At 42.3% G+C, this 14,819-nt stretch carries 18 protein-coding genes; 1 reads left to right on the forward strand and 17 read right to left on the reverse strand.

Annotated features, from left to right (window positions below; all coding sequences use genetic code 11):
- The first annotated feature begins 61 nt into the window (after window positions 1–61).
- Window positions 62–574, forward strand: a complete 513-nt coding sequence (locus ACGTNI_RS04465) for a DUF309 domain-containing protein (RefSeq protein ID WP_394460314.1) — start codon at window positions 62–64, stop codon at window positions 572–574.
- A 52-nt stretch (window positions 575–626) separates the two neighbouring features.
- Here the strand turns inward: ACGTNI_RS04465 and ACGTNI_RS04470 are convergent, their stop codons facing one another.
- The 17 genes from ACGTNI_RS04470 to deoB all read right to left on the reverse strand — a co-directional run bounded on the left by ACGTNI_RS04470 (window position 627) and on the right by deoB (window position 14,727).
- Window positions 627–1,004, reverse strand: coding sequence for a GNAT family N-acetyltransferase (locus tag ACGTNI_RS04470; RefSeq protein WP_085508745.1), 378 nt, complete (start codon window positions 1,002–1,004; stop codon window positions 627–629).
- A gap of 322 nt (window positions 1,005–1,326) precedes the next feature.
- The gene (locus tag ACGTNI_RS04475) at window positions 1,327–1,773 is read right to left on the reverse strand and encodes a site-2 protease family protein (RefSeq protein WP_176224045.1); all 447 of its coding nucleotides are present in this window, start codon (window positions 1,771–1,773) and stop codon (window positions 1,327–1,329) included.
- A 77-nt stretch (window positions 1,774–1,850) separates the two neighbouring features.
- Window positions 1,851–2,288, reverse strand: a complete 438-nt coding sequence (locus tag ACGTNI_RS04480) for a peptidylprolyl isomerase (RefSeq protein ID WP_085508747.1) — start codon at window positions 2,286–2,288, stop codon at window positions 1,851–1,853.
- A complete protein-coding gene (lysA, locus tag ACGTNI_RS04485; protein WP_085508748.1) occupies window positions 2,285–3,598 on the reverse strand; it encodes a diaminopimelate decarboxylase in 1,314 nt (437 codons plus the stop codon). The genes ACGTNI_RS04480 and lysA overlap by 4 nt, the downstream gene beginning before the upstream one ends.
- A 231-nt stretch (window positions 3,599–3,829) precedes the next feature.
- A complete protein-coding gene (locus ACGTNI_RS04490; protein ID WP_085508749.1) occupies window positions 3,830–5,296 on the reverse strand; it encodes a spore germination protein in 1,467 nt (488 codons plus the stop codon).
- Between the two features lie 47 nt (window positions 5,297–5,343).
- Entirely contained in the window at window positions 5,344–5,694 is a 351-nt protein-coding gene (gene spoVAE, locus ACGTNI_RS04495) for a stage V sporulation protein AE (protein WP_085508750.1), read from the reverse strand.
- Window positions 5,694–6,707 (reverse strand): stage V sporulation protein AD, encoded by a 1,014-nt coding sequence (spoVAD, locus tag ACGTNI_RS04500; RefSeq protein WP_394460318.1) that lies wholly within the window; start codon window positions 6,705–6,707, stop codon window positions 5,694–5,696. The genes spoVAE and spoVAD overlap by 1 nt, the downstream gene beginning before the upstream one ends.
- Before the next feature lie 11 nt (window positions 6,708–6,718).
- Window positions 6,719–7,174 (reverse strand): stage V sporulation protein AC, encoded by a 456-nt coding sequence (spoVAC, locus tag ACGTNI_RS04505; protein ID WP_062446497.1) that lies wholly within the window; start codon window positions 7,172–7,174, stop codon window positions 6,719–6,721.
- 17 nt (window positions 7,175–7,191) lie between these two features.
- Window positions 7,192–7,608, reverse strand: a complete 417-nt coding sequence (locus ACGTNI_RS04510; protein WP_062446499.1) for a stage V sporulation protein AB — start codon at window positions 7,606–7,608, stop codon at window positions 7,192–7,194.
- Window positions 7,589–8,212: a stage V sporulation protein AA gene (locus tag ACGTNI_RS04515; RefSeq protein ID WP_085508752.1), complete on the reverse strand. Its 624-nt coding sequence runs from the start codon at window positions 8,210–8,212 to the stop codon at window positions 7,589–7,591. The genes ACGTNI_RS04510 and ACGTNI_RS04515 overlap by 20 nt, the downstream gene beginning before the upstream one ends.
- A 119-nt stretch (window positions 8,213–8,331) precedes the next feature.
- Window positions 8,332–9,084, reverse strand: coding sequence for an RNA polymerase sporulation sigma factor SigF (sigF, locus tag ACGTNI_RS04520; protein ID WP_085508753.1), 753 nt, complete (start codon window positions 9,082–9,084; stop codon window positions 8,332–8,334).
- Between the two features lie 9 nt (window positions 9,085–9,093).
- On the reverse strand, window positions 9,094–9,534 hold the full coding sequence (gene spoIIAB / locus ACGTNI_RS04525) for an anti-sigma F factor (protein ID WP_394460321.1): 441 nt from the start codon (window positions 9,532–9,534) through the stop codon (window positions 9,094–9,096).
- Window positions 9,531–9,884 (reverse strand): anti-sigma F factor antagonist, encoded by a 354-nt coding sequence (spoIIAA, locus tag ACGTNI_RS04530; protein ID WP_062446508.1) that lies wholly within the window; start codon window positions 9,882–9,884, stop codon window positions 9,531–9,533. Before spoIIAA ends, spoIIAB begins: the two co-directional genes overlap by 4 nt.
- Window positions 9,885–10,003: 119 nt before the next feature.
- A complete protein-coding gene (locus ACGTNI_RS04535) occupies window positions 10,004–11,167 on the reverse strand; it encodes a D-alanyl-D-alanine carboxypeptidase family protein (protein ID WP_394460324.1) in 1,164 nt (387 codons plus the stop codon).
- 223 nt (window positions 11,168–11,390) lie between these two features.
- The gene (locus ACGTNI_RS04540; protein WP_085508755.1) at window positions 11,391–12,692 is read right to left on the reverse strand and encodes a pyrimidine-nucleoside phosphorylase; all 1,302 of its coding nucleotides are present in this window, start codon (window positions 12,690–12,692) and stop codon (window positions 11,391–11,393) included.
- 18 nt (window positions 12,693–12,710) lie between these two features.
- A complete protein-coding gene (locus ACGTNI_RS04545; RefSeq protein ID WP_085508756.1) occupies window positions 12,711–13,535 on the reverse strand; it encodes a purine-nucleoside phosphorylase in 825 nt (274 codons plus the stop codon).
- 13 nt (window positions 13,536–13,548) lie between these two features.
- Window positions 13,549–14,727 carry a phosphopentomutase gene (gene deoB / locus ACGTNI_RS04550; RefSeq protein WP_394460326.1) on the reverse strand — a complete coding sequence of 393 codons (1,179 nt, stop codon included), beginning with the start codon at window positions 14,725–14,727 and terminating at the stop codon, window positions 13,549–13,551.
- Window positions 14,728–14,819: the final 92 nt, after the last annotated feature.

Below are 14,819 nucleotides of genomic sequence, written 5' to 3' on the forward strand. Positions count from 1 at the left end.
GATTCTTTCTTCGCCCTCATATATGTTACACTCATGGTATCTTCTAAGAAGGAGCAATGTAATGATTTATCCCCAAGCCTATACAGATTTTCTAGTCCATTTCAATGGAACGAAGGACTTTTTTGAATGTCATGAAGTATTAGAAGAATATTGGAAAGAAACTACCCCATGCCACCGTGAGTCTGTCTGGGTATGGTTAATTCAGTTCGCTGTAAGCCTATACCATTACAGACGGGGTAACGAAAGTGGCGCCATCAAGCTGTTAAAACGTTTGGAACGCACCTGGAATGTCCAGGCAGACAATTTAGAAAGCCTGGGATTACATGCGCATGATATAAAGATTACATTAACCGAAGTTCACGAATCACTACGACAAAAAAAGCCTTATTATAATGTTAATATTTCAATACTGGATCCTGACCTGCAGGCTATCGTCCAGAGAAAATGTCTGAACTGGAATGTTCCTTATAACAGGGAAACAGACCCTGGCGACTACTTCCTTACTCATAAACATAAGTTAAGAGACCGTCATTCAAGCGAGGCGGTACAAGCAGACCAGCTAAGCCAAAAGTAAATCCCTTACCCAAATGAAATAAGCGCATGTCAATGACATGCGCTTATTTTTATCAGGCTTCAGCAGATTTAGCATCTGAACCAGTTGTGCAGCACTTTTCTAAAAAACCACTTGTGGCTTCGTCAGCACATACGTGATATTGGTCCTTATAAAAGCCCTTCACGCCTTGCACCATCTTTTTACCAATGCCCATATTTCGATGAGAAGGGTTGACAGTGACATGTTGAATCACCGCTCGTTCGCCTTCTTCTAATCGGACACCGACTGCCCCGAGGATATCTTCGTCCTTCCAAAGGAATAACTGCCAATCCTCATTGGTTTCATATTCTTTTATGGTTTGCTGGAGCTTCTTGACATCCTTCTCTTCTGGCATGAATGACAACAGCCCCATTGCAATTTTTTCAAATGTTTTCTTATAACGAATTAACATAGTAACCCCTCATTATGAAAATAACTTTCCTACTCCCATGATGGGCAGGATAAAGGCTGTTTCCTTAATAACCAGCCAAGATCATCTTATTACTATTTACCGCTTCAACCGATCATGGACAGGTGAAGCAATCAATCATTTATGGCTGAAATATATGCATATTTTTATAGTGCTATGAAAAACCAGTAGTATAATCCCCATAGTATGCTAAAGGTTAATAAAACGATAAACAAAATCACATTTTTCTTTCTCATTCAGCTTCCCCCGTGTTAATAACCTTTTTAAGCTTCAACGAATAGCATAAGCTAAACTAAAAAATTATTCAAGTTGTCTTATGTAATTGTTTATTTAATAATATATGGAAAAAACGATAGCCATCCGAATATTTTCCCTTCCAATAAAAGGGGATCAGATTGACAACTGATAAATATAAATTGAACCATAGAAAGGTATTACCTTCTTCTAACCATAGATAGAGCAAGAAAAAAAAGAATAGGTTCATCAGCGGTCCGCTTAAGGTAATCATCGCCTCTCTCCAAAGAGAAATTCCACAGTTATGCCTGCTCTCTGTATGACCGCCAAGGAAGAATATAGCGTGTATATATAAATGAAGCTTCCCCATTTTGATTTGAATCAATTTCGGTCCAAAGCCGATCCGTACCTTGGCTTCCCCCTGGTTGATTAGCACTGTCGGAATGGCATGCCCTAATTCATGGATTAAGATACCCAAAGGAACTACCCAGATCATAGCTGTCAAAAATTCCAACAAACGGTAATCTCTCCCCTCCCGTAAGGATATCATAGATAGAAAAATAGTGAGCCGAAACAGGCCCACTATTCTCCTACTTACTCTTCATCCCACACGCGGACTTCTTTCATTGTATCTCCCGGTTTGATATTCAAGACTGTATCCATTCCTTCAGTAACTTGTCCGAATACAGTATGGACGCCGTCTAAATGCGGCTGAGGTTCATGGACCAGAAAGAACTGACTGCTTCCTGTATCTTTCCCGGCATGGGCCATTGAGAGTGACCCGGCAACGTGTTTGTGCGGATTCCCTTCCGTTTCACATTTAATTGTTTTACCGGAGCCACCACGGCCGGTTCCGGTCGGGTCTCCTCCTTGTGCTACAAAACCAGGGATTACACGGTGGAAAATGACTCCATCATAGAAACCACTGTTGGCTAATTCTTCAAAGTTGGCTACTGTTCCCGGTGCATCTTCCGGGTAAAATTCCAATAAAATTTTTTCTCCTGTTTCAAACGTAATGCTGCCTTTTTTCATGTAAGACTCTCCTCTCCTTTTTTATAAGAGCAATCTAACCTTAGCAAATCTTCATAGCTTTCCCGCTCAATGACCAGTTGATGTTCGCCATTTTCCACGAAAACTACAGCAGCTCTTGGAAAACGGTTGTAATTATTAGACATCGAATAGCCATAAGCGCCAGTACTCATTACAGCAAGAATGTCATGATGAGATACTTCCGGTAGCTCCACATCCCATATTAGCATATCTCCGGATTCACAGCACTTCCCTGCTACGGAAACTTTTTCATGCAATGGAGCGTCCATTTGATTGGCAACAACAGCTTCATATTTCGCATGATACAATGCCGGCCTTAAGTTATCAGTCATACCGCCATCCACAGAAATATACTTTCGGACCCCGGGAATTTCTTTTATAGAGCCGATAGAATATAAAGTAACCGCGGCATCACCGACAATCGCACGGCCCGGTTCTATCCAGATTTCCGGTATTGGATAATTACGCACAGCAGCCTGTTCATTAACTTCATTAATAAGCGCGTGGGCATAGGCATCTAATTCCAGGGGATCATCATCTTTCGTATAACGGATGCCGAAACCTCCTCCCAGGTTAAGTACATCAGCTATAAACCCGTATTTCTCCCGCCATTCTCCCATGGAAGTGAACAGCTTTTTAGTCGCCATTAAAAACCCGCTTGTTTCAAAGATCTGTGAACCGATATGGCAATGGAGACCGATTAGATGTATGCGTTCAGTTGCATGGATACGTTCAAACGCTGCGTCAGCCTGACCACTGGATAAGTCAAAACCGAACTTAGAATCCTCCTGGCCGGTCAGAATATAGTCATGGGTGTGTGCTTCAATACCCGGTGTCACTCTTAACAGCACATCCATTTCTTTCTGCTTCTCTTCAAGGATAGCGGTTAGCAAATCAATTTCATAGAAGTTATCGACCACGATACAGCCGATTCCTTGTTCTACAGCCATCTCTAATTCATCTACACTTTTATTATTGCCGTGGAGATGGATCTTTTCTACCGGAAAGTCTGCCTTAAGCGCCGTATATAATTCACCTTGAGAGACGACATCAAGACTCAGGTTTTCCTGTTTAGCTACTTGCAGCATCGCCACAGAAGAAAAGGCTTTGCTGGCATAGGCAACCTGAGCCTTCATTCCTCTATCTTCAAATGTTTTTACGAATGCACGGGCATTTTTACGGATACGCTCGACATCATATACAAATAATGGAGTGCCATACGTTTCTGCTAATGACACTGCATCAATTCCTCCAATAAGTAAATGGCCTTGCTCATTATATGGTAAACTCATGTAGTTCCTTCCTTCCTCTATCAACCATCCAAAATATTTTGATTACTTTCTCCTTTATCATACGGATTGGACCAGTTCAGGGAAACGGCTTCATTTCCTTTTTTCGAAATGTACAATAATTGTTTCAGGAGAGCCACAATCAAAAAAGAATGCCCCCAGTGAGGGAAAGACATTCTTATTTGTAAATTATATTAAATTTATCATATGGTGCTAAAACCGGCAAATACCAAATTACGGCTGCCGGTTATTATTTTGTGGATGGACGATACTTGGCCGGACTTTGGCTAATGGAACAGAAAGACGGAATAATATTTGCATCATTGCCTTCATATTGAATGGCAAAAACGGCCAAAAATAAGGCGTGTTTAATGATTTTGTTCGTGCCAAGGCAAGGATATATATCGTAAAACCAATAGTAAATCCTTTCACTCCAAAGAATGCAGTAAACAACAATAGAAGGATTCTGCTGATTTTATTTGCTACACTCAACTCATAACTAGGCGTAGCAAAAGTACCTATAGCCGCTACCGCCACATACAATATTACTTCAGGTACAAACATGCCAACATCAATGGCAATTTGTCCGATTAGTACAGCAGCTATCAAACCCATCGCAGTTGATAGGGGGGTGGGGGTGTGGATGGCTGCTATCCTTAAAAATTCAATTCCGATATCTGCTATTAATATCTGAATGACGACAGGTATACTGCTTTCTTCATTTGGACCAATGAAAGCAAGTGGTTCAGGAAGCAGAGAAGGCTCCATAACCATCAGCAGCCAGAATGGCAGTAAAAACACGGAAGCAAACATACCGATGAACCGAATCCACCTGATGAACGTCCCAACCACCGGCGATTGCCGATATTCCTCCGCATGCTGGACATGATGAAAAAAAGTAGTAGGAGTAATGATCATACTTGGGGTTGTGTCTACCATAATTAATACATGCCCTTCAAAGAGGTGGCTGGCAGCAACATCAGGTCGCTCTGTGTAGCGGACCAGCGGAAAAGGATTAAACCCTTGTTTCACAATATATTCCTCTACCGTTTTATCAGCCATTGAAAGACCATCAATTTCAATATTCTTCACCTCTTCTTTTACAAGTTTCACTAATCCTGGATCAGCCACGTCTTTCAGGTAAGATATACATATATCTGTTTTTGACCTTGTACCTGATTTGACAATTTCATGACGCAGCCTTCCGTCCCTGATTCTTCTTCGTGTCAAAGCTGTGTTTTCAATAATATTCTCTGTATAACCGTCCCGTGATCCACGGACGACTTTTTCGGTATCGGGCTCCTCAGGTGACCTGCCCGGATAGGATCTCACGTCAATGATGAACGCTTTTTTCTCACCCTCAACAAAGATGACAGCCAACCCTGATAATAGTTGAGTAATACATTCTTCCATCGATTCAGCAATTTCAACTTGTTGATGGACAAGGTGTTCATATATCCCTTCAAACACTTTACGTGTTCTTGGTTGTTCCGCTTCCCACTCCATCAATTCTTTCATCAACTCAATGACATAGGCAGTATCAACAAGACCTGTGACATAATACATATTCAGCTTTCGGCCTAAAATCGGAAACTGCCGGAAACCTACATCAAAGGATTCTTCGATGCCTACTTGTTCATCCATGAATTTTTCAATATCATGTAAACGTGACATCACACTGGTTTCTTTTTGCTTCTCCATGACGTTCTCCTTTCTCTATCGCAGGTCTAAGTTAAGATCCGGATTCTTTACCCTTTTGGTTTGAAAATGACAGCGACCAAAAATCCGAACAAAATCGCTGAGGCGATACCGGCTGAGGTAAGCTGGAATATTCCAGTTGCTATTCCGATAAAACCGTGCTCTTTCGTTTGCTCCATGGCACCATGAAGTAAGGAATGGCCGAAGCTTGTAATAGGGACAGTCGCTCCCGCTCCAGCAAATTCAATCAAGTTATCGTATAAATCAAAAGCATCCAGAACGGCTCCCGCTACGACAAAGGATGACATGACATGGGCTGGCGTCAGCTTTGCAATATCCAGCAGCAGCTGCCCGATGACACAAATGCCTCCTCCAACCAGGAATGCCCATAGATAAACCATCATGCTCCCTCCTCTCGCATGAGTACCACACCATGAGCAATCGCTGGAATGGACTCCTTCTGCTGAACCATGGTCGGACTCATCAACGCCCCAGTAGCTACTACAAGAATTTTGTTGTATTTTCCTGATGCCAGGTCATCCAGCAACTTCCCATAGGTCACAACAGCTGAGCAGGCACATCCACTACCTCCACTGAAGACAGGCTGGTCACTATGATAGATCATCAAGCCACAATCATTATGCACCTCTTCGACATCAAATCCATCTTCCTTCAGCATATCCCGTACGATAGGAGTTCCGACAGAAGATAGATCCCCAGTGGCAATCAAATCATAATCTTTCGGGGAGCGGCCCATGTCCTGAAAATGGTTCTTGATCGTATCGTAAGCAGCTGGTGCCATCGCCGAACCCATATCGAATGGATCCTTTGTTCCGTAATCCATGACCCGGCCGATTGTGGCAGCCTCCACTCGTATGTTTGATTTCTGTTTAGAGATCATTACGGCACCACTTCCTGTGACAGTAAATGTGGCTGTCTTTGGTTTTTGCCCACCATATTCCGTTGGATAACGGAACTGCCTCTCTGCTGTGGCGTTATGTGAACTTACAGCCGCAATTACTTGATCTGCAAAACCTCCATCTATTAATGAAGCACCGGTAGCCAGCGTTTCCATGGATGTCGAGCAGGCACCAAACATACATAGAAAAGGTATACCCAACTCCTTAGCAACATAATTCGCAGTAACATTTTGATTAAGTAAGTCACCGGCAAGGAACAAATCCATCTCTGAGCGATCTTTTCCAGATTTTTGTAAACAGGCATTGACTGCATCCTTCATCAATTGGCGTTCAGCCAGCTCCCAATTGTCTTGATTGCAATGTAATTCCTGGTACGTTCGATCAAAACTCTCTCCTAAAGGTCCAGCTGCTTCCAGCGGACCTACAGCTGTGCCTGCAGCGTTAATATAGATGGCACTGTTATATAACCAAGACTGCTGTCCCATTTTACCCATGATTGTTCCTCCTAGAAGAAATGTTGCCAAGTATATCTCAGCATGCCAAGAACATATGCTGCTACTACTCCAAATACGATGACTGACCCGGCAAGCTTGAACAAGTTGGTTGCTACGCCAAGAACTAAACCCTCACTCTTATGTTCAAGAGCGGCAGATGTTATCGAGTTAGCAAATCCAGTGACCGGCACTGCCGATCCCGCACCAGCAAACTGGCCGAGTTTATCGTATACACCGAAGCCGGTTAACAAAGCAGCTGTAAAGATTAATGTCGTTACTGTAGGATTGACCGCTTCTTTTTCAGAAAAGTTCAGTACATTCACGTAAAAGTCTGTCACCGCCTGGCCGATGACACATATCAACCCTCCAACGATAAAAGCCTTCAGACAGTTCCAAAAGTAATTTGGTTTTGGCTGGTAATTTTTAATGGTTTTATTATATTGAGCCTGCACAAATTTATCACTCATGTTATTACCTCCAAGTTTCATTTCACGAATAGAAGCCAATGGAATAATGAGCCGGTTATTTTACCCAGCACTAGAGCCATCATTAATAACAACAATTGCCCCTCCATCCCGATTCGTTTCGTAAGGAGGGGAAAGACATTCAATACTTCCGTAAGCGCTGCGGCCAGCATACCGATAAATATCCCGTGTAGTAATCCCCAAATGCCAATGACTACATCAGGCAGAAATATAGCCTGATCACCGAAAGAGAGATATATTCCAGCAAAGGTTCCTATGATTACAGCTGATTCGTAGCTTCGTACTTTATTAGTGGCACCGCTTAATTGCATCAATCGCGGGATGATTCCTAAGACAGTCAGGAAAGCAACAAAACCAGTCCCTACCGCTATTCCTGCAGCCAGTCCTATCAGGATTTCAAGAAGAATGGTTATCATCGTCGTTTTCCACCTTATTTTCATTAACGGCTACATAGGAATCCATACTCTGTTGATACTTAAAAACTTCTACTTCTAACGGAGACGGTTCTTCATTGATTTTTTTATTAAAAACATGATTAAAAAATAGGATCATACCAAGTCCAAGCCCTATCGAATAAGGGATTTGAATCCAAACAGGATGTTTTTTCTGTTCTCCTGTAAGCATAAAATGAAGTTTTTGATGCACCGCTTCCATACTCACATCATAGTGAAAGTTCATGATTGCCATAGCTGCACCTACAAATAACAACACCCATATGCCCGCCACCATCCATAAAGGAGGTTTTCGCTTCTTGGTAGCAATAGTAATGATCGTCTGCGGAGGCCCTATGAGCTGAACTTCAACTTCTGGAAATGACTCAGCAATTTTTTCTATTACTACAAAACCATCAATAACAATGAGGTTTTTGTCTTTTTTCGTTATATAGTGAAGTGGCAGTGTTTCCATCTTTTCTTTTAAAGTTATTGAACAAGCGAGATAGGCGATGTCTTTAAGGAGAACAGGGCGATAACTTGTCATATCCACCTTTTTCCGCAGCCGAACATATACAATATTTCCCATAAAAACTACCCTTTCGACCTGAGCCTTTATTTCTTAGTATGGATAGTAACCGGAAAAACATGCACTTGTAGGAAGACATACAAAAAGACGCATCGTAGGCAATGCGTCCATCGTAGAGATTAATCAGGCTCCATTTGCTCTTTAATCTCTTTCAATATTTTCTTTTCTAACCTGGATACCTGTACTTGGGATATGCCAAGCCGTTCTGCCACTTCCGTCTGTGTCTGATCCTTGAAATAGCGAAGATAAATAATCAGTCGTTCTCTTTTATCCAGTTTGCGGATGACATCCTGGAGCATCATTTTATCAAACCACTTGGTATCATCTTCAGCCATCTGATCCAGTAAGGTAATAGGATCACCATCATTTTCATATACGGTTTCATGTATAGATTGAGGCGCCCTGCCTGCTTCTTCAGCAAGTACCACTTCTTCTGTAGTCATTTCCAGCGCCTTAGCCATCTCCTCGATGGTCGGCGATCTGCCAAACTCTTTGGTCAATTCTTCTTTTTTCCGCCGAATCTTATTGTTTGTCTCTTTCAATGACCTGCTAACTTTTACACTGCCGTCATCACGGATGAAGCGTTGTATCTCACCAATAATCATCGGCACTGCATAAGTAGAGAACTTCACTTCATAGTTCAAGTCGAATTTATCTACGGACTTCAACAACCCGATACAGCCGATTTGGAACAGGTCTTCCTGATCGTAACCACGGTGGATGTATCGCTGCACTACCGACCATACCAATCGGACATTTCTTTCGACTAACAAATCTCTTGCTTCCTGATCACCCTCTTGACTCCGGGCGATCAATGCCCTGACATCTTCATCAGTCAACCGCTTATTTTTTTGACTCACATCCACATTCATCGCAGACCCCTAATTACAATACGCTTTATTTGTACTTAAATGCTTGATCAAGCGGACCGTCGTGCCTTCTTCAGGGCTAGAAATGACATCGACTTTGTCCATGAAGTTCTCCATGATCGTGAATCCCATTCCTGAGCGTTCTAATTCCGGTTTCGATGTGTATAATGGCTCTCTCGCCTCTTCAATATCCGCGATCCCTTCTCCGTGGTCTTGAATCATCAGCTCCATCTCGCCATCATCGAGCGAGCAGGAAATATATATTTTCCCATCCGGACGTTCATGATAGCCGTGGATAATCGCATTAGTAACTGCTTCGGATACAACCGTCTTAATTTCTGTGAGTTCTTCCATCGTAGGGTCAAGCTGGCTTACGAATGCGGCAACTGTCACACGAGCGAATGACTCATTTTTACTGATACTGGAAAACTCCAGGTTCATACTATTTTTCATGAAGCCACCCCCAGCATTTCTAATGCGAACTCTTCATTATCGACAAGCTTCATGATTTTGAACATGCCCGATAAATCAAAGAGTCGTTTGACTTCAGGAGATATAGAGCAAATAACCATTTCTCCTCCCATTGCATTGATTTCCTTGTATCTTCCTAAAATCACACCAAGACCAGAGCTATCCATGAAATCAAGCCCCTCCAAATTCAAAATAACATTTCGTACCTGGTGCTGATTAAGAATCGCTTTCCATTCTTTCTTAAGACCCTCCGCTTCATGGTGATCCAATTCACCAACCAACCGAACAAGAAGGACGTCTTCTTTGCGGGCAAAATCGACACTAAGACTCACTATGCTTACCTCCTCTTTCTTTGCGTTAGTGAGTCTTTTTCTTTACTGACTACCTGATTTCCTGCATGGTGACAAAACTAGTGAAGATACGCTAAATGTTTAGCTTAATTGACATTTCGTCATCGATGAGCCATCTTACCCAGCGTCCTTTTGAAGAGCTGCCACACGCTACCTTGTTTAATATTCGTTTCCGCTACCAAAGGAACTTCAGTAAGTACTTTTTCTCCCTGCATCACCTTCAAGGTAGCTAATTGACTTCCCTTTTCAATCGGAAGCTTAACCTCACTTTCGTACTCTAAAGAGGTCGTGATATTTTCCAAATTCTCACCCTTACGCTTCAATAAAGTGACAGGTGTTTTGGTGACAAGATCCAATTTAGGAGTATCTGCTCGATCTAACTGTAAAGAGGTCATCGCATATCCTTTATCATACAGTTGTTCTGTTTCAAACTGGTTATAAGAGTAATCAAGCATCCTGGCAATATTCGCATTTCTCTCTTTTGGTGTCTTCGCCCCCATGACTACCGCTATCATACGCATGCCATTCTTCTCAGCAGTCGCAGTCAGACAATATTTAGCTTCGTTCGTATAGCCGGTCTTCAGCCCATCGACACCTTTATAGTGCTTGACCAGCTTATTCGTGTTTACCAGCCAAAACTCATTTTCCTGACCTTTTCTCAAGTAATCTTCATAGATGCTCGTGTATTTTGTTATATCTTCATACTTTAATAAATTCTGAGCCATTACTGCCATGTCATAAGCTGTACTGTAATGGTTTTCTTCTGGAAGCCCTGTCGTATTTTGAAATTTGGTATTTTTCAGGCCTAGTTCCTTAACCTTATCATTCATTTTTTGGACAAAGGCTTCTTCACTTCCCGCTATTCTCTCCGCTAATGCAACACTGGCATCGTTACCAGAGGCCACAGCTACTCCTTTGAGCAGATCTGCTACAGTCATTTCTTCTCCGGCTTCAAGAAATATTTGAGACCCTCCCATTGATGCAGCACGCTCACTGATTCTGACACTTTCTTCAAGCGCTATGGTTTTATCCTCTAAGGCTTCCATAATCAAAAGCAATGTCATTATTTTTGTCATGCTTGCCGGGGGCAGTTTTTCATGGGCATTCTTATCATAAAGGATGGTCCCGCTACTGTTCTCCATCAGTACTGCCGACTTAGTTCCTTCCGTAAGTTCTATTTGATTGGACTCCTGTCCATAGGTTACGGGGATGAGTAACGTATTTACCAGCAAGAATACTGTAAAATAAATGGCTATCTTCTTCATTCACTTTTCCCTCCATTCATAGTTATAGTTATATTTTCCAACCATCTATCGTTTTATTACGAAACATGGAGAAAATTATTTAATTAACGATATATTCATTATGTAAACAGTATTGGGGTAATCAATTCGAAAAAAACAGCGGGGAGCATTTTTAATCCCTCTAATTCAGAATAAAAGCGCCTCTATCCTTCAAATGGATAGAGGCGCCTGTTGGAGAGACGGTTTAATTAATTACTTTATGAATCAAAGTAGGTGCTGGAACTGTTTCTTTTGTGATGGTATATGCCTCTTTCACTTTAGTGATAGAGTCTGTTGGATTTTCTTCATCACTGTTTAAAACCACGAGAGGTTCGCCCGCTTTAACTTGATCGCCGATTTTCTTTTTAAGTGTAATGCCTACTGCATGGTTGATGGTATCATCTTTTGTCGCTCTTCCGGCTCCCAGATACATGGCTGCTACACCGATAGATTCGGCGTCGATAGCTGAGACATAGCCATCCGCTTCAGCAGGAACTTCGACCTCATACTTGGATTGTGGAAGTTTGTCCAAATCATCAATCATCGCAGTATCACCGCCCTGAGCACCAATAAAGTTACGGAATGCTTCGAATGCTTTCCCGTTTTCCAGGTTCTTCTCGAGCGCTGCATAGGCCTCTTCGTAATCAGAAAATACTTCTGCTAAGACGGTCATATGAGATGCGATTTCGAGAGATAAGTTTCGGAGGTCTGCCACATTCTTACCTTGCAAAATCTCTGCCGCTTCTTTAATTTCATTGGCATTACCGACTTCGTAACCAAGCGGCTGGTTCATATCACTTATGACAGCAACCGTGTTTCTGCCGAGGTTTTTACCGATATTCACCATTTCACGCGCTAACGCTTCAGAATCTTCCAATGTTTTCATAAATGCTCCAGTACCCGTTTTAACATCCAGGACGATACTGTCTGCTCCAGAAGCAAGCTTCTTACTCATAATGGAACCGGCAATCAAAGGAATGGAATCCACTGTTGCAGTAACATCACGTAACGCATAAAGCTTTTTATCTGCAGGAGCCAGGTTACCCGTCTGTCCCGCTACTGCCAGCTTGTGGGTGTTGACGTTGTTGATGAACTCTTCTTTCGTCATTTCAATATGGAAATTTTTAATTGCTTCTAATTTATCCAGCGTTCCGCCGGTATGTCCAAGGCCTCTTCCCGACATCTTCGCAACCGGGACGCCAACAGATGCAACCAATGGACCTACGATGAAAGTTACTTTATCACCTACCCCGCCGGTAGAATGTTTATCAACAATATGGCCTTCGATACCAGAGAGGTCGATTGTTTCCCCAGAATCTACCATCGCCTGTGTCAATGTTGCTGTTTCTTTTTCTGTCATTCCTTTGAAATAAATAGCCATAGTTAATGCGGAAGCTTGATAATCAGGGATATCACCTTTCGTATATCCTTCTACAAAAAACTTGATTTCTTCCTCATTAAGCTCAAGCCCGTTCCGTTTCTTCTGAATTACATCTACCATTCTCATTGTGCTCATCCTTCCCAATTAAGATGCGGGTATTGACTTTAAGATTTCTTTTACAAAACCAAGAAAATCTTCCCGGACCTGTGCTGTCGTCTCAATAACCTCGTCATGAGTAAGCGGCTGATCCAAAATACCAGCTGCCATATTTGAAATACAGGATATGCCCAGAACTTTAATGCCAGAATGGCTTGCTACAATAACCTCTGGTACCGTAGACATTCCTACCGCATCTCCCCCCACAGTCCGCAGCATTTTGACTTCGGCTGCTGTTTCATACGCTGGGCCAGTATTCCCTACATACACTCCATTTCTCACCTTAAGGCCTAAATTATCCGCACACTTCTGAGCAGTTTCGATTAATTCCTTATTATAGGCTTGTGACATGTCAGGAAAACGGGGACCCATTTCCTCGTCGTTTTTACCAATCAGTGGACTATCTCCCATATTGTTAATATGATCGTTGATGATCATAAGATCACCTGGATTGAAGTCCTTGTTCACACCACCTGCAGCATTGGTTACAAACATGGTTTCAATGCCCAATTGTTTCATGACACGAACCGGGAAAGTCACTTGTTGCATGGTGTAGCCTTCATAATAGTGAAAACGACCTTGCATTGCGATAACTTGATGCCCTTCCAGTTCCCCGATAACTAATTGACCTTTATGGCCAGATACTGTGGATTCAGGAAAATGAGGGATGTCGCCGTATGGTATGACGACCGGGTTTTTGATCTCCTCTGCCAACACCCCAAGACCTGACCCGAGTATCAAACCTACGCTTGGTGTTTCTGACACCTTGTCCATTATAAATGAAGCCGATTGTTTAATTTCTTCCATATTCATGGTTAACCCTCCATTACTTAATATCATTCAAAAAGCTTTGACCGTACTCTGGCATTTTAATATTGAAATTATCGGATACCGTAGCTCCGATATCAGCAAATGTTTTACGCTGTTCCAAACGTTTCCCTTCCTTGATTCCTTTATGATACGCAAGCAATGGCACCAATTCACGGGTATGATCTGTACCATGATGGATTGGATCGTTGCCATGGTCTGCTGTTATCAACAACAAATCATCTTCCTTTAGTTTCTCGAACACTTGTGGAAGTCTTGCATCAAAAGCTTCCAATGCTTCCCCATACCCTTGAGGATCACGGCGATGACCGAATTTCGCATCAAAATCGACAAGGTTAAGGAAATTCAAACCACGGAAGTCTTTATCCATAGAGGTCACTAATTGATCCATCCCGTCCATATTATCACTCGTACGAATGGATTCCGTGACACCTTCTCCATCATAAATATCCGAAATTTTCCCTAGAGCGATGACATCTAATCCTTCGTCTTTCATTTCATTCATAACAGTACGGCCAAAAGGCTTTAATGCATAGTCATGTCGATTAGGTGTCCGTTCAAATGCACCTGGCTCCCCTACAAACGGACGTGCGATGACACGACCGACCATATATTTTTCGTCGCGAGTTAATTCTCTGGCTGTTTCACAGATTTCATATAATTCTTCAAGGGGCACAACATCTTCATGAGCTGCGATCTGCAATACCGAATCAGCAGATGTATAGACGATCAACGCCCCAGTCTTCATGTGTTCTTCGCCTAACTCCTTTAAAATCTCTGTACCGGAAGCAGGCTTATTACCGATGATTTTCCGTCCAGTACGTTGAACCAGCTCCTGGAGCAGCTCATCTGGAAAACCGTCAGGGAAGGTACGGAAAGGCTTATCAATGTACAACCCCATGATCTCCCAATGGCCAGTCATGGTATCTTTCCCATTAGAAGCTTCCTGCATTGTAGTATAATGAGCTTTTGGCTTATCAGCCTCTTCAATACCTTTAATATTGCGAATGTTGCTCAGGCCTAACTCACCCATATTCGGCATATTCAATCCGTCCATATGTTCAGCGATATGACCAAGCGTATTCGCTCCTTCATCATTGAATTTGGCAGCATCAGGTGCCTCACCGATTCCTACTGAATCCATTACAATTAAAAATACTCGCTTGAATTCATTCATGATAAAACCTCCTATTGATTACATTCCTTATCCTTACCATTTTCACACAAAACATCGAGATGTAGGATGTCAGACAACTACTTTTGTAAAAA

The organism is Thalassobacillus sp. B23F22_16 (assembly GCF_043496955.1).
GTDB classification, from domain to species: domain Bacteria; phylum Bacillota; class Bacilli; order Bacillales; family Halobacillaceae; genus Thalassobacillus; species Thalassobacillus devorans_A.

Excerpts from the sequence above, each read along its gene's own strand:
- spoVAD (WP_394460318.1), bottom strand. The coding sequence starts at position 6,707 with ATGGGTAAAATGGGACAGCAGTCTTGGTTATATAACAGTGCCATCTAT.
- ACGTNI_RS04465 (WP_394460314.1), top strand. The coding sequence starts at position 62 with ATGATTTATCCCCAAGCCTATACAGATTTTCTAGTCCATTTCAATGGA.
- spoVAC (WP_062446497.1), bottom strand. The coding sequence starts at position 7,174 with ATGAGTGATAAATTTGTGCAGGCTCAATATAATAAAACCATTAAAAAT.
- ACGTNI_RS04515 (WP_085508752.1), bottom strand. The coding sequence starts at position 8,212 with ATGGGAAATATTGTATATGTTCGGCTGCGGAAAAAGGTGGATATGACA.
- ACGTNI_RS04470 (WP_085508745.1), bottom strand. The coding sequence starts at position 1,004 with ATGTTAATTCGTTATAAGAAAACATTTGAAAAAATTGCAATGGGGCTG.
- ACGTNI_RS04540 (WP_085508755.1), bottom strand. The coding sequence starts at position 12,692 with ATGAGAATGGTAGATGTAATTCAGAAGAAACGGAACGGGCTTGAGCTT.
- spoVAE (WP_085508750.1), bottom strand. The coding sequence starts at position 5,694 with ATGGTTTATCTATGGGCATTCCTGGTTGGAGGAGGCATTTGTGTCATC.
- sigF (WP_085508753.1), bottom strand. The coding sequence starts at position 9,084 with ATGAATGTGGATGTGAGTCAAAAAAATAAGCGGTTGACTGATGAAGAT.
- ACGTNI_RS04545 (WP_085508756.1), bottom strand. The coding sequence starts at position 13,535 with ATGAATATGGAAGAAATTAAACAATCGGCTTCATTTATAATGGACAAG.
- ACGTNI_RS04480 (WP_085508747.1), bottom strand. The coding sequence starts at position 2,288 with ATGAAAAAAGGCAGCATTACGTTTGAAACAGGAGAAAAAATTTTATTG.
- ACGTNI_RS04490 (WP_085508749.1), bottom strand. The coding sequence starts at position 5,296 with ATGGAGAAGCAAAAAGAAACCAGTGTGATGTCACGTTTACATGATATT.
- ACGTNI_RS04535 (WP_394460324.1), bottom strand. The coding sequence starts at position 11,167 with ATGAAGAAGATAGCCATTTATTTTACAGTATTCTTGCTGGTAAATACG.
- spoIIAB (WP_394460321.1), bottom strand. The coding sequence starts at position 9,534 with ATGAAAAATAGTATGAACCTGGAGTTTTCCAGTATCAGTAAAAATGAG.
- deoB (WP_394460326.1), bottom strand. The coding sequence starts at position 14,727 with ATGAATGAATTCAAGCGAGTATTTTTAATTGTAATGGATTCAGTAGGA.
- ACGTNI_RS04510 (WP_062446499.1), bottom strand. The coding sequence starts at position 7,608 with ATGATAACCATTCTTCTTGAAATCCTGATAGGACTGGCTGCAGGAATA.
- lysA (WP_085508748.1), bottom strand. The coding sequence starts at position 3,598 with ATGAGTTTACCATATAATGAGCAAGGCCATTTACTTATTGGAGGAATT.